Genomic DNA, 13247 nt, shown 5'->3' with positions numbered 1-13247 from the left:
TGTGCAGGGGAGTGGCTTTCTTTGCCTCCCTATTGCATAGTGAGGGCTCGGCCATGCCTCGCGATCAGCGGGTCACTGGGTGTGTACGGCCGCGGCTGCGTGCCGGGGGTGAGGGGCGATGCGTTCTCTGCGCGACGGACGGCGGCACGACCGCTCCGTCCACCGGCACTACCGGGGCGCCACCCGGGGTCTCGCCCTGGATCTCGGCAGCTCCCGCACCCGCGCCTGGGTCCCCGGCCAGGGCGTCCTCGCGGACACCGTCCACGGCACCGGTGAGTACGGCCCCGGCCGTCCCGTCCGGCGCGGCCGCATCGTGGACCCCGACTCGTGCGGCCGGATGCTGGCCCGCATCGCCGACCGGGCCCTGGGGGAGCGCCGTGAGGACGCGGTCATCGTCCTCAGCCACCCCGTGCTCGCCGGCCCCGGACACCGGGCCGCCGCCCGCGACCTGCTCCGCGCGCTCGGCCCCTCGGACGTCATCGTCCTGGACAGCGCCCGAGCCGCCGCGGCGTGCGCCGGGCCGGGGGACGGCGGCCCGCTCCTCGTCCTCGACATCGGCGCCGAGCTGACCGAGGCGACCCTGCTCGTGGACGGCCTGGTGCGCGACGCACGGCTCGCCGAGACCGGGCTCAGCGACCTGGAGCCGGGCGAACCGCCCACCGCCGCCGTCCGCGCCGTCCTGGACATGGTCATGGCCATGTGGCGGCAGGACCCGCACGGCGCGCTGCTCGGCGCCCTGCGCAGGGGCCCGCTGCTCGCCGGAGGCGGTGCGCTGCGCCCGGACGTCACCAACCGGATAGCGGTCCGCCTCGGCGTCCCGGTCCGGCGCACGGACGACCCGGCGACCACGGTCGTGCGCGGGGCCGGACTGGTCCTCAGCTCCGTCCTCCGCCAGGCCGCCGCGCCCGCCCTGCCCGGCCGCCCCCGGTGACCCCGCTCCCGGGGCCGCCCCCGGGGAACGCAACCCCGGGGCGCCCGTCCGCCGCGCGGCACTGCATCGTCGCCCTGCTCCTCGCCGTGCTCGCCCTCGTCGGCGGCGCGCCCGCGGCGGCCGGGGCGGGCCTCCCCGTGCACGCGGCGGCGGCCCTTCCCGCGACGCCCGCGTCCGTCCTCCCCGTACGGGAGGCGACCGCCGAGCGCTCCACCGGGACGGCCGAGGCGTCCGGGGCGCCCCGGACCGCCCCGCTCACCCCGGCCACCGCGCCCCGGACCGCCCCAGCCGCTTCGGCCGTCCCGCCGCCCGCCACCGTCGACCGGGGCCAGGACACCACGCCGTGGGCCGCCGCCGAGCACCCCCGTACCGCACACCAATTGCCTCCGCCGGGCCCCGGCGGGCTCGTCCCGTGCGCCGCGCGGGCCCCGATTCCGCTTTCCGTCCCCTGGTGCGCCCGTACCGCCCCCGCCTCCGCCGTCCAGCGCCCGCGCGTGGCGCTGCCCGGCGTGCGCGGGCCTCCGAGCGCCGGTGTCCACCGGCCCGGGGACCGCTTCGCGGTCCCGCGATCCATCAACGCCGTGCCGTTCCCGCCGTCCTGACCGGGGTGGGGGCGTGCCCGGCGCCCCCTCGGAGGAAACCCGCAATGACGCGCGCCACCACGGTGCGGGCGGTTCTGGCTGCGGCCGTCCTGCTCGTCTCCGTGTTCATCACGCTCACCATGTCCCCCAGACTCGGCCTCGATCTCCAGGGCGGCACCCGCATGGTGCTCCAGGCCGAGGACTCCGAAACCGCGAAGGCCGACCGCGAGAGCACCGACCGCACCCTGGAGGTGCTGCGCCGGCGCATCGACTCGCTCGGGGTGACGGAGCCGGTCCTCACCCGGTCCGGTGAGGACCGGATCATCGTGGAGCTCCCGGACGTCCAGGACCCGCGCAAGGCCGCCGATGTCATCGGCAAGACCGCCCAGCTCACCTTCCACGCCGTCCAGGGCCCGGGCGGAACCGCAGAGGACGGCAAGGGGCCGGCCCTGCCCGACGAACAGGGCCGCGAACTGGCCCTCGGCCCCGCCGCGCTCTCCGGCGCCGGGGTCAAGGAGGCGTCCGCGTCCTTCGACGCCCAGCAGGGCGCCGGCTGGACCGTGTCGCTCGACTTCCACAAGGACGCCGGCCGGGACTGGACCCGGCTGACCGGCGAGGCGGCCTGCCACCCGGTGCAGGACGAGCGGCGCCGGGTCGCCATCGTGCTCGACAAGAGGGTGATCTCCTCGCCGCAGGTCTCGCCGACGGTCTCCTGCGGCACGGGCCTGCCCTCCGGCTCCACCCGGATCACCGGCTCGTTCAGTGCGGACGAGGCCCGCGAGCTCGCCCTGCTGATCGAGGGCGGCGCGCTGCCCGTGCCCGTCGAGATCGTGGAGCAGCGGACGGTCGGCCCGACGCTCGGCGCCGCCGCGATCGACGCCAGCGCGCGGGCCGCCCTGATCGGCGCGGCGGCCACCGCCCTCTTCGTCATCGCCGTCTACCGCCTCTTCGGCGCCCTCGCCGCCGTGGCGCTCGCGGCGTACGGAGTGATCTCGTACGCGGCCCTCGTCGCCCTCGGCGTCACGCTGACCCTGCCGGGGCTCGCCGGTTTCGTGCTGGCGATCGGCATGGCCGTCGACGCCAACGTGCTGGTCTTCGAGCGGGCCAGGGAGGAGTACGCCGGGCGGCCCGGGAAGAGCCTGCGGGCCTCGCTGGCCGCCGGGTTCAAGGGCGCCTGGACGGCCGTCGCCGACTCCAACGTGACGACGCTCATCGCGGCCGGGCTGCTGTTCTTCCTCGGCTCCGGACCGGTCAAGGGGTTCGGCGTCACGCTCGCCATCGGCGTCCTGACGTCGATGTTCTCCGCGCTGGTCATCGCCCGCGCCCTCACCGAGATCGCCGCCCGCTCACGGTTCGTCGCGGACTACCGGGGGGTCAACGGCATCGCGGTCCCGGGCCGGGTGCGGACCTGGCTCACCCGGCGCGACCCGCAGCTCATGCGCTTCCCGCGCCGCTGGCTGACGGTCTCCGCCGTCCTGATCGCGGTGGCCGTCGCGGGCATCGTGGTGCGCGGGGTGAACTTCGGCGTCGAGTTCACCGGCGGCCGGCTCGTCGAGTACTCCACCAGCCGCCCGGTGGACGTCGAGACCGCCCGCACCGCCCTCGCGGGCGCCGGGTTCGGGGACGCGGAGGTCACCACGGCCGGTGCGGGCGACATCTCCGTACGCGCCGGGGAGCTCGACAACGACGGCGAACACGCGGTGCGGGCCGCCCTGGCCGCCGAGGGCGGCGAGGCCACCAAGGTCCGCGACGAGCTGATCGGCCCCAGCCTCGGCGACGAACTGCGGCGCAACGCCCTGATCGCCCTGGCCATCGCCGTACTCGTGCAGCTGGCCTATCTGGCGGTCCGGTTCCGCTGGACGTTCGCCGTCGCCTCGGTCGGGGCGCTCGTGCACGACGTGATCATCCTGACCGGGGTGTTCGCCTGGCTGGGACGCACCGTCGACGGCATCTTCCTGGCGGCGCTCCTCACCGTCATCGGATACTCCGTCAACGACTCCGTCGTGGTCTTCGACCGGGTCCGGGAACTGTGGGCGAAGGCCCGCCGCAAACCCCTCGCGGAGGTGGCGAACCGGGCGGTCCTGCAGACCGTGCCCCGGACGGTGAACACCGGGATGGGCGCCCTGTTCATCCTCACCGCCCTCGCCGTCCTCGGCGGCGACTCGCTGGAGGACTTCGCGCTCGCCCTGCTGATCGGCGTCGTCGTCGGCACGTACTCCTCGGTGATGACCGCCGTACCGGCCGCGCTGCTGCTGGAACGCACCAGCAAGGTGCCGCCGCCCGGCCGGACCCGGGCCCCGCGCGCCCGGCAGGGCGCCGGACGCCGCGACCCGCACGACAACGGGGCGCGGGTGTAGCGCGGACGGGCCCGTGCCGCCCCGGCCGGCGGACACGGGCCCGGCCCGCCCTCAGGGCGCCGACGAGCGCAGATACGCGGCGGTGTCCGCGTCGGCCGGCAACAGCGTCTCGATGGCCAGCTCCGCCACCGTCACGTCCATCGGCGTGTTGAACGTGGCGATCGAGGCGACGAACGACAGCACGTGCCCGTCGTGCTCGATGACCAGCGGCAGGGCGAACGGCACCGACGACGAGGGCGGCTGCCAGTCCTCGTGCCCGTCCGGGCCCGCCGGCAGCGGGTACCCCGCGACCTCCTCGTACAGCTCGCGCAGCTCCGGTGAGCGGACCAGCGCGATCTGGCGCTCCATCTGGGCCAGCAGATCCGCCCGCCACGCGCGCAGGTTCCGGATGCGCGGGGCCAGGCCCTGCGGGTGCAGGGTGAGCCGCATCGCGTTCAGCGGCGGCGCCAGGAGGTGTTCCGGGACGCCGTCGAGCAGCCGGGTCATCCCCTGATTGGCCGCCACGACGGTGTACGTCCCGTCCACGACGAACGCCGGATACGGTTCGTAGCCCCGCAGCAGCCGGTCGAGGCCGTCCCGCAGCGCACCCATCGCCGGGTCGTCGAGCGCGGTCTCCGCGTAGTGCGGGGCGTAACCCGCCATCACCAGCAGGGCGTTGCGTTCCCGTACCGGCACGTCCAGGTGTTCGGCGAGCCGCAGCACCATCTCCTCGCTGGGGCGCGAGCGCCCCGTTTCGATGAACGAGATGTGCCGGGCCGACGAACCGGCCCGCAGCGCGAGCTCCAGCTGACTGATCCGGCGCCGCTCCCGCCAACTGCGCAGCAGCGGTCCTACCCCCGTGTCGAGCGCGACAGTCGTCATACGGAGACCGTAACGTTCCGGGCACCGCCGACCGGCACCGACCACCAGTGAGGGAGCCGTCCCATGCCCGCCGCACCGCTGCCGCAGGACGAGATCGAGGACCGGCTGCGCGAGCTGCCCGGCTGGGCGCTGGAGGGGGACCGGATCGGCCGCACCTACCGGCTGCCCTCGCACTTCGCCGCCGCCGCCCTCGCGATGCACGTGGCCGCGATCCAGGACGAGCTGAACCACCACAGCGACCTGACGCTCGGCTACAACACCGTCGCCCTGTGGGTGAACTCGCACGACGCGGGCGGCAAGGTCACCGAGAAGGACCTCGGCCTCGCCGCCCGGATCGCGGCGGTGGCAGCGGGCCACGGGGCGGAGTAGGGCGGCGGGCCGTCCTCACGCCGCGGCGCCGAAGCCGGGGTGCGTGGCGAGCCAGCGCGTGTAGCTCTCGCTGCGCCCCACCGCCTGGGCGTACGCCGCCCGGGTGTGTCCGCTCACCGCTGAGGCCGCCGCCGACGCGGCGGCCGAGCGCGGGTGCCAGCCCAGCAGGTGGCGCCAGCTGAGCGGCGCCCCGGCGACCGGACGCGTCACCACCCCCGGCGTCGGCGGGAACGTCGCCCGGCACAGCCCCACCGCACGCCCCACCTGGACGAGATGCACGACGGACGAGGTGTCCGTCTCGTACACCGACACCGGGCGGAACCCCGCCCTCGCGCACGCCGCCACGAAGCAGTCGGCGAAGCAGCCGTCGCCCGGCACATCCGCCCAGCACTCGCCCGCCAGCTCGGACAGCTCCAACTCCCCCCGGGCAGCCAGTGGATGGGCCTCGGGCAGCATCACGAAGACCGGATCGACCCCGACGACCTGCCACTCCAGCCGGTCCGTCTCCGGCGGGGCGCTCTCGCCGCAGGTCCCGATCAGCGCGAAGTCGAGCCGTCCGTCCACCAGTTGCGAGGCGATCTCGGCCACCGACCAGGAGGTGTACGTGGACACCGGCGCCACCGGGTGCGCGGCGGCCAGCCGGTCCACGAGGCCCCCGAGGAGCGGGCCGTGCGTGCCGCCCAGCCGGAACCGCTCCATGGACCCCGTCGCGTTGGCGAACCGGACCGCCTCCTCCTGGAGTTCGCTGACGGCGGGCAGCACGATCCGGGCACGCTCCAGCACCAGTTCGCCCAGCGGGGTCGCCCGCGCACCCGTGTGGTCGCGGTCGAACAGCGGGCCGCCGAGCGCCCTCTCGATCCGCCGCAGCTGTGCGCTGAGAGCGGGCTGTGCGAGGCCCAGCGCGGTGGCGGCCTTGGTCAGGCTGCCCGTGTCGGCGATGGCACGTACGGTTCGCAGATGGCGCAACTCCAGCTCCATCACCGCACGTTATGGCCACCGTGGCCGCACGGCAATACGTCGGTGGTTCAGACCTCTGGTTCGCGCCCGCGAGCGGCGGTCATGGCCTAGAGTCGCCTCCCGATGCTGGATTACAACCAAGAGGCCACGGTCTACGACGACACGCGGGGCGGGCTGCCGCGCGCCGAGGCGGCGGCCGCCGCCGTGCTCGGCCTGCTGCCGGAGGCGGTGCGCTCCCTGCTGGACATCGGCTGCGGTACGGGCCTGGTCACCGGACGGATCGCCGCCGGCCGGCCCGGGCTGCGGGTGACCGGCTCCGACGCCGCCCACGGCATGGCCGCCGTCGCCCGGCAGCGCGTCGGCTCCGTCGTGCTCGCGGACGCCCGCCGGCTGCCCCTGCCGGACGCGGCGGTGGACGCGGTCACGGCCGTCTGGCTGCTGCATCTGCTGCGCGAAGCGGGCGCGGTCCGGGCAGTGGTGGCGGAGGCCGCGCGGGTGCTGCGGCCGGGCGGCGTGTTCGTCACCACCGTCGACAAGGACGCCGCGCACGACGTGGGCAGCGACATCGACGAGGTGTTCGCCCCCTGGCTGGCGCCGACCCCGGCCGACGGGACGGACCTGGTCGTCGCCCATGCGGCGGAGGGCGGCCTCGACGTGGCGGGGGAGGCGTTCTTCACCGGACACGGGCAGGGCCGCTCGCCGGTGGGCGCGGCACGCGGGGTCCGGCGGGGTTACTACACCTCCCGCCTGGTCCTGCCGGGAGACGCCGCCGACGAACTCGTCCGGGATCTGGCGGCGCTGCCGGACCAGGACCGCAAGCGGGCCGACCCGGAGTACCGGCTGCTGGCCTTCCGGCGCGGGTGACGGGCCCGCCGCCACCTGCGACTTGCCGGAACGGCAAGCATGTTTGCCTCAGCGGTGGCGCGTGCCGACCCTGGTGCCATGAGCAACCACTCCGGCCACGGCCACCACCACGACGGCCACCAGAGCCTGCACCACGAGCCCGCCGCGCACGGGCACCACCACGGCGGGTCCGAACCCGACTGGGACGTCATGGCCCCGCTCCTGGAGCGCAACGCCGAGCTCAGCAGCGCGCAGTACACCGAGGCGGCCCGCTGGATCGCCGCCCTGCCCACCGCCCCGAAGGTCCGCCGGGTCCTCGACGTCGGAGCCGGCCCCGGAGTGGTCGCCTGCCTGCTCGCCGAGGTCTTCCCGGACGCCGAGGTCGTCGCCGTCGACGGCACCCCCGCCCTCCTCGACCGCACCCGGGACCGGGCGCGGCGGCTCGGGCTGGACGGCCGCGTCACCACCCTCCACGCCACTCTCCCCGAAGAGCTCTCCGCCCTGGGCGAGGCCGACCTGATCTGGGCCGGCAACACCCTGCACCACATGGGTGACCAGCGCGCCGTGCTCGCCGGGTTCGGCGGGCTGCTGCGCCCCGGCGGCACCGTCGCCCTGGTCGAGGGCGGGCTCCAGCCCCGGCAGCTCCCGCGCGACCTGGGCTTCGGCAGGCCCGGGATCGAGGCACGCATGGAAGCGGCCGAGGCGGAGCTCTTCCAGGAGATGCGCGCGGAGCTGCCCGACGCCCGGCGCGAGGTCGAGAACTGGGCGGCCCTGTTCGACGCCGCCGGACTCGCCCCGCAGGGCACCCGCAGCTTCCTGCTCGACCTGCCCGCGCCCCTCGGCGACGCGGCCCGGGAACAGGTCGTCGCGGACTTCACCCGCCGCCGCGACGGACTGCGCGATCACCTCGACGCCGACGACAACGCCGTGCTCGACCGGCTCCTCGATCCGGAGGACCCGGCGTCCCTGCACCGCCGGCCGGACGTCTTCCTGCTCCTGGCCCGCACCCTCCACCTGGGCCGGCGCGACGCCTGAGCCGTCCCCGGACACCAGCGGAACCGCCGCCCGGCTCAGGAAAAGAGCGGGGCGGCGGTTCCGTGAGGCCGTGGCGGTCAGGCGCCGAGGTTGAACTCGCCCGGGTTCGGGCCGAGCCGCTTGCCCTCGTCCAGCGCCGCGAACGCGGCCAGGTCGTCGGCGTCCAGCTCGAAGTCGAACACGTCGATGTTCTCCGCGATCCGCGACGGCGTCACGGACTTCGGGATCACCACGTTGCCCGTCTGGAGGTGCCAGCGGAGCACCGCCTGGGCGGGCGTGCGGTTGTGCTTGCGGGCGACCGCGAGGACCGTCGGGACCTCCAGGAGGCCCTTGCCGGAGCCGAGCGGCGACCACGCCTCGGTGAGGATGCCGTGCTTGGCGTGCAGGGCGCGCGACTCGGCCTGCTGGAGCTGCGGGTGCAGCTCGATCTGGTTGAGCACCGGCACCACGGAGGTCTCACCGAGCAGTCGCTCCAGGTGCTCCGGGAGGAAGTTCGACACACCGATGGCCTTCGCGCGGCCGTCGGCGTAGATCTTCTCGAACGCCCGGTAGGTGTCGATGTACGCGTCCTTGGCCGGCACCGGCCAGTGGATCAGGTACAGGTCGACGTAGTCGAGGCCCAGCTTCTCCAGGGAGGCGTCGAAGGCGCGGAGCGTCGAGTCGTAGCCCTGTTCGCTGTTCCACAGCTTGGTGGTCACGAACAGCTCGTCGCGGGCGACACCGGAGGCGGCGATGGCCTTGCCCGTGCCCTCCTCGTTCTGGTAGATCGCGGCGGTGTCGATGCTGCGGTACCCGGACTCGATGGCGGTGGCGACCGCCTTCGCCGCCTCGTCGTCCGGCACCTGCCAGACTCCGAACCCGAGCTGGGGCATCTCGACGCCGTTGTTGAGGGTGAGGGAGGGGACCTGGCTCACGAGCTGAGGATCCTAACGTTGAGGGGTGGGACTCCCAGGGTCAACGATCAAGGACGCCCACGCATTCCCGACCGCCCCGATCCGTTCCCCCTCAGCGGTACAGCGCGTCCACCTCGGACTCGTACGCCGCCTCGATCGCCTTGCGCTTCAGCTTCAGCGACGGGGTGAGCAGCCCGTGCTGCTCGCTGAACTGGTGCGCCAGGATGCGGAACGTACGGATGGACTCGGCCTGCGAGACCGCGGTGTTCGCCGCCACCACCGCCCGGCGCACCTCCATCTCCAGATCCGGGTCGCGGACCAGCTCGCCCGGGGCCAGCCGCTGCCGCCCCTGTATCGTCAGCCAGTGCTCCACGGCCTCCTGGTCGACGGTGACCAGCGCCGCCACATAGGGCCGGTCGTTGCCGACGACGATGCACTGCGCCACCAGCGGATGCGCCCGCACCCGCTCCTCCAGGGCGGCCGGCGACACGCTCTTGCCGCCGGACGTCACCAGGATCTCCTTCTTCCGGCCGGTGATCGTCAGGTAGCCGTCCTCGTCCAGCGCTCCCAGGTCCCCGGTGGCCAGCCAGCCGTCGTTGAGCACCGCGTCGGTCGCCTTCGGGTCGCCGAGGTACCCGCCGAAGACATGGCTCCCGTGCACCCACACCTCCCCGTCCTCGGCGATGTGCACCGTGCTGCCGGGGATCGGCTGCCCGACCGTGCCGTACCGGGTGCGTTCCGGCGGATTGGCGGTGGCCGCCGCCGTCGTCTCGGTCAGCCCGTACCCCTCGTACACCGTCACCCCGGCGCCCGCGAAGAACAGCCCGAGCCGGCGCTCCATGCCCGAGCCGCCCGACATGGCGTGCCGGATGCGGCCGCCCATCGCCTCGCGGACCTTCTTGTACACGACCTTGTCGAAGAACTGGTGCTGCATCCGCAGCCCCGCCGAGGGGCCGGGGCCGGTGCCGAAGGCCCGGGCCTCCATCGCCTCCGCGTACTTCACCGCGATGTCGACGGCCTTGTCGAATGGCCCCGCCCTGCCCTCCGCCTCCGCCTTGCGCCGGGACGCGTTGAAGACCTTCTCGAAGATGTACGGCACCGCCAGGATGAAGGTCGGCCGGAAGGACACCAGGTCCGGCATCAGGGCCTTCGCGGACAGCTCCGGCTGGTGCCCCAGCTTGACCCGGCCCCGGATCGCGGTGACCTCCACCATCCGCCCGAAGACGTGCGCCAGCGGCAGGAAGAGCAGCGTCACCGCCTCGTCGCCCGGTCTGGAATGGAAGACCGGCTCCCAGCGCGCGGCCATGGTGTCCGCCTCGAACATGAAGTTGGCGTGCGTGAGGACGCAGCCCTTGGGGCGGCCCGTGGTGCCCGAGGTGTAGATGACGGTCGCCACCGACTCCGGGGTCACCGCCCGCCGGTGCCGGTGCACCACCTCGTCCTCGACGTGCGCGCCCGCCTCCACCAGTTCCGCCACCGCGCCCGCGTCCAGCTGCCACAGCCGCTTCAGCTGGGGCAGCCGGTCGATGACCGAGGCCACCGTCATCGCGTGGTCCTCGTGCTCCACCATCACCGCCGACACCTCGGCGTCGTGCAGCATCCACAGCACCTGCTCGGCGGAGGACGTCGGGTAGACCGGCACCGACTGGGCGCCCACCGCCCACAGCGCGAAGTCGAACAGGGTCCACTCGTAGCGCGTACGCGACATCAGGGCGACCCGGTCGCCGAACCGCACCCCGTGCGCGATCAGCCCCTTGGCCAGCGCCAGCACCTCGTCGCGGAACGCGGCGGACGTCACGTCCTGCCAGTTCCCGTCCGCGTCTTTCCGGCCGAGAGCGATCCGGTGCGGCTCCTCGTCCGCATGGTCGAACACGACGTCGGCGAGGCCGCCCACGAGGGGCGAGGCCGCCATGGGGGGGACAGTGAACTCGCGCAATGACCTGCTCCTTGTGGTGCTCCGCACAGCGCCGCGACGCTACCCCACCGGGCGTCGGCGCGGGAGGGTCCGGAGCGGCCCGTACCACTTGGTATATGCACAGGTCAGCAGCCGAAATCCGGCCAGATGGGCAAGGCTCGGGCGCGCTTGGGACCGCGGGGTAAGCGGCTCGCGCGGGAATCTCCACCGAATCTGTACGCCGCGATCACTGCTGGTGTGGGTGGCTGTGTCCCGTTATGGCCGGTCCGGTGCGATCGGCCCGCCCGGCGGGCCGTCGCGTCCCCTGCATTCTCCCCGGCCCCGCACCCCGTCATGCCTGCTCACACCGATCGTGACGGCGGTAACAGCCCGACGCCCGCATTTCCCGATCGCGGCCCCCCGCGCGCAGGATGGGTCCGGGCACGACACGACCCGAACGGAAGAACACGTGAAACACCTGAGCCGCCGCATCCCGCAGCCGCCGTCCCGGCTGCCGGTCGACCCCTACATAGCGGCGCTGATCGGCACCGTCGTCCTCGCGGCGCTGCTGCCGGCCTCGGGCCCGGCCGCCGAGGTGGCCGGCGGGGCCTCCACGGGCGCGGTCGCGCTCCTCTTCTTCCTGTACGGGGCGCGCCTGTCCACGGCCGAGGCGCTGGACGGGCTGCGCCACTGGCGGCTCCACCTCACGGTGCTGGCCTGCACCTTCGTCGTCTTCCCGCTCCTGGGCCTGGCGAGCGCGGGCCTCGTGCCGTACGTTCTGACGCCGCAGCTGCAGAGCGGCTTCCTCTTCCTGTGCCTCGTCCCCTCGACCATCCAGTCCTCGATCGCCTTCACCTCGATCGCCCGGGGCAACGTGCCCGCCGCGATCTGCGCGGGCTCCTTCTCCTCGATCGCCGGGATCTTCCTCACCCCGCTCCTCGCCGCCGCGCTGCTCGGCGGCAGCGGGGGCGGGTTCTCCGGTGACGCCCTGCTGAAGATCGGCGTCCAGCTGCTGCTGCCGTTCGCGGCGGGCCAGCTGCTGCGCCGCCGTATCGGTGGCTTCGTCGCCCGCCACCGCAAGGTCCTCGGCCTGGTCGACCGGGGCTCGATCCTGCTCGTCGTCTACACCGCGTTCAGCGAGGGCATGGTCGCCGGCATCTGGCACCAGGTGACCCCGGCCCGGCTCGGCGCGCTCCTCGCCGCCGAGGCGGTCCTGCTCGCGCTGATGCTCGCGGTGAGCTGGTACGGCGCGAAGCGCCTCGGCTTCGGCAGGGCGGACCGCATCGCGATCCAGTTCGCCGGGTCCAAGAAGAGTCTGGCCTCCGGGCTGCCCATGGCCAGCGTCCTCTTCGGCGCGCAGGCGAGCCTGGCGGTGCTGCCGCTGATGCTCTTCCACCAGATGCAGCTGATGGTCTGCGCGGTGATCGCCAAGCGGCGCGCCCGCGACGGCCAGGACGCCGTGTCGCCCGAGGCGGCGGTACCGGTGGCTCAGGGACGTGTTGCGAACGTCCCGCCTGCCGGACGGCGCTACTTTCGGAACACGCCCTGAACCGCGTCCAGCGCGATGCGGTGCTCGCCCGCGTACACGTTCATCGAGGGCCCCCGCAGGAAGCCGACCAGGGTCAGGCCGGTCTCGGCCGCCAGGTCGACGGCGAGGGACGAGGGCGCAGAGACGGCCGCCAGCACCGGTATGCCGGCCATCACCGCCTTCTGCGCCAGCTCGAACGAGGCCCGTCCCGACACCAGCAGGACCGACCGGGACAGCGGCAGCCGCCCGTCCGTCAGCGCCCGGCCCACCAGCTTGTCGACCGCGTTGTGCCGCCCGACGTCCTCCCGTACGTCCATCAGCTCCCCGGTCTCCGAGAACAGCGCCGCCGCGTGGAGCCCCCCGGTCCGGTCGAAGACCCGCTGGGCCGCCCGCAGCCGGTCCGGGAGTCCGGCCAGCAGCGCGGGCTCCACCACCAGCGGGGGAGTGTCGGCGACGGGATGCCGAATCGTGGTGCGGACGGCGTCCAGGCTGGCCTTGCCGCACAGCCCGCAGGACGACGTGGTGTAGACGTTGCGCTCCAGCGTGATGTCGGGGACCTCGACGCCCGGCGCGAGCCCGACGTCCACCACGTTGTACGTGTTGACCCCGTCGGCGGTCGCGCCCGCGCAGTACACGATCGACCGCACATCGGCTTGGTCGCCGATCACACCTTCGCTGACCAGGAAGCCCGCCGCCAGCGCGAAGTCGTCGCCCGGGGTGCGCATGGTGATGGCGAGCGGCTTCCCGTTCAGCCGGATCTCCAGGGGCTCCTCGGCGACGAGGGTGTCGGGGCGGGTGGAGACGGCCCCGTCCCGGATGCGGATGGTGCGGCGGCGCTCGGTGACCCGTCCCATGACCGTTGGACCCGATTTCCTGTGTGTGAGGGAGTGGGACGCACCGGCGGTGCGACCCGACGCTGCCATTCTCCTGCACCGCCCGCGCGGCCCCGCAACCGGAGGGACCGGACCCGGGCCACCGGCGGCCTGGTGTCGAGCCCT

The 13247-nt window shown here is 73.9% G+C and carries 12 protein-coding genes; 7 read left to right on the top strand and 5 right to left on the bottom strand.

The window, feature by feature from the left end; genetic code table 11:
• Nucleotides 1-118 precede the first annotated feature (118 nt).
• Genes ACN6LM_RS21570 through secD form a run of 3 tightly spaced genes read left to right on the top strand, consistent with a single transcriptional unit; the run spans nucleotide 119 to nucleotide 3869 of the window.
• Nucleotides 119-931 carry a rod shape-determining protein gene (locus ACN6LM_RS21570; protein WP_445067009.1) on the top strand — a complete coding sequence of 271 codons (813 nt, stop codon included), beginning with the start codon at nucleotides 119-121 and terminating at the stop codon, nucleotides 929-931.
• Nucleotides 928-1533, top strand: a complete 606-nt coding sequence (locus tag ACN6LM_RS21565) for a hypothetical protein (protein ID WP_445067008.1) — start codon at nucleotides 928-930, stop codon at nucleotides 1531-1533. The genes ACN6LM_RS21570 and ACN6LM_RS21565 overlap by 4 nt, the downstream gene beginning before the upstream one ends.
• Nucleotides 1534-1577: 44 nt before the next feature.
• Entirely contained in the window at nucleotides 1578-3869 is a 2292-nt protein-coding gene (secD, locus tag ACN6LM_RS21560) for a protein translocase subunit SecD (protein ID WP_445067007.1), read from the top strand.
• Between the two features lie 51 nt (nucleotides 3870-3920).
• On the opposite strand, the gene ACN6LM_RS21555 is transcribed toward secD, so the two are convergent.
• Nucleotides 3921-4730, bottom strand: a complete 810-nt coding sequence (locus ACN6LM_RS21555) for a helix-turn-helix domain-containing protein (protein WP_445067006.1) — start codon at nucleotides 4728-4730, stop codon at nucleotides 3921-3923.
• A gap of 63 nt (nucleotides 4731-4793) precedes the next feature.
• On the opposite strand from ACN6LM_RS21555, the gene ACN6LM_RS21550 reads away from it, so the two are divergent.
• Nucleotides 4794-5099 carry a 4a-hydroxytetrahydrobiopterin dehydratase gene (locus ACN6LM_RS21550; RefSeq protein WP_445067005.1) on the top strand — a complete coding sequence of 102 codons (306 nt, stop codon included), beginning with the start codon at nucleotides 4794-4796 and terminating at the stop codon, nucleotides 5097-5099.
• 15 nt (nucleotides 5100-5114) lie between these two features.
• Here the strand turns inward: ACN6LM_RS21550 and ACN6LM_RS21545 are convergent, their stop codons facing one another.
• Entirely contained in the window at nucleotides 5115-6077 is a 963-nt protein-coding gene (locus tag ACN6LM_RS21545) for a LysR family transcriptional regulator (protein WP_445067004.1), read from the bottom strand.
• 102 nt (nucleotides 6078-6179) lie between these two features.
• Here ACN6LM_RS21545 and ACN6LM_RS21540 point away from each other — a divergent pair, with 102 nt between their 5' ends.
• Nucleotides 6180-6920, top strand: a complete 741-nt coding sequence (locus tag ACN6LM_RS21540; RefSeq protein ID WP_445067003.1) for a class I SAM-dependent methyltransferase — start codon at nucleotides 6180-6182, stop codon at nucleotides 6918-6920.
• A gap of 78 nt (nucleotides 6921-6998) precedes the next feature.
• A complete protein-coding gene (locus tag ACN6LM_RS21535; RefSeq protein WP_445067002.1) occupies nucleotides 6999-7934 on the top strand; it encodes a class I SAM-dependent methyltransferase in 936 nt (311 codons plus the stop codon).
• A 77-nt stretch (nucleotides 7935-8011) separates the two neighbouring features.
• On the opposite strand, the gene ACN6LM_RS21530 is transcribed toward ACN6LM_RS21535, so the two are convergent.
• On the bottom strand, nucleotides 8012-8848 hold the full coding sequence (locus ACN6LM_RS21530) for an aldo/keto reductase (RefSeq protein WP_445067001.1): 837 nt from the start codon (nucleotides 8846-8848) through the stop codon (nucleotides 8012-8014).
• A 91-nt stretch (nucleotides 8849-8939) separates the two neighbouring features.
• Complete coding sequence (locus tag ACN6LM_RS21525) at nucleotides 8940-10739, bottom strand: AMP-dependent synthetase/ligase (protein WP_445067000.1); 1800 nt, start codon at nucleotides 10737-10739, stop codon at nucleotides 8940-8942.
• Nucleotides 10740-11199: 460 nt separating this feature from the next.
• Here ACN6LM_RS21525 and ACN6LM_RS21520 point away from each other — a divergent pair, with 460 nt between their 5' ends.
• On the top strand, nucleotides 11200-12270 hold the full coding sequence (locus ACN6LM_RS21520) for a bile acid:sodium symporter family protein (RefSeq protein ID WP_445067030.1): 1071 nt from the start codon (nucleotides 11200-11202) through the stop codon (nucleotides 12268-12270).
• Here ACN6LM_RS21520 and fdhD read toward each other — a convergent pair.
• Nucleotides 12249-13103, bottom strand: a complete 855-nt coding sequence (gene fdhD, locus ACN6LM_RS21515; RefSeq protein ID WP_445066999.1) for a formate dehydrogenase accessory sulfurtransferase FdhD — start codon at nucleotides 13101-13103, stop codon at nucleotides 12249-12251. The genes ACN6LM_RS21520 and fdhD overlap by 22 nt on opposite strands.
• Nucleotides 13104-13247 lie beyond the last annotated feature (144 nt).

The organism is Streptomyces sp. SAS_281, from assembly GCF_052542855.1.
Note: the sequence above shows the minus strand (reverse complement) of the source record. Positions and strands in the feature narration are given on the sequence as shown.

Excerpts from the sequence above, each read along its gene's own strand:
- ACN6LM_RS21570 (WP_445067009.1), top strand. The coding sequence starts at position 119 with ATGCGTTCTCTGCGCGACGGACGGCGGCACGACCGCTCCGTCCACCGG.
- secD (WP_445067007.1), top strand. The coding sequence starts at position 1,578 with ATGACGCGCGCCACCACGGTGCGGGCGGTTCTGGCTGCGGCCGTCCTG.
- ACN6LM_RS21555 (WP_445067006.1), bottom strand. The coding sequence starts at position 4,730 with ATGACGACTGTCGCGCTCGACACGGGGGTAGGACCGCTGCTGCGCAGT.
- ACN6LM_RS21550 (WP_445067005.1), top strand. The coding sequence starts at position 4,794 with ATGCCCGCCGCACCGCTGCCGCAGGACGAGATCGAGGACCGGCTGCGC.
- ACN6LM_RS21545 (WP_445067004.1), bottom strand. The coding sequence starts at position 6,077 with ATGGAGCTGGAGTTGCGCCATCTGCGAACCGTACGTGCCATCGCCGAC.
- ACN6LM_RS21540 (WP_445067003.1), top strand. The coding sequence starts at position 6,180 with ATGCTGGATTACAACCAAGAGGCCACGGTCTACGACGACACGCGGGGC.
- ACN6LM_RS21535 (WP_445067002.1), top strand. The coding sequence starts at position 6,999 with ATGAGCAACCACTCCGGCCACGGCCACCACCACGACGGCCACCAGAGC.
- ACN6LM_RS21525 (WP_445067000.1), bottom strand. The coding sequence starts at position 10,739 with ATGGCGGCCTCGCCCCTCGTGGGCGGCCTCGCCGACGTCGTGTTCGAC.
- fdhD (WP_445066999.1), bottom strand. The coding sequence starts at position 13,103 with ATGGGACGGGTCACCGAGCGCCGCCGCACCATCCGCATCCGGGACGGG.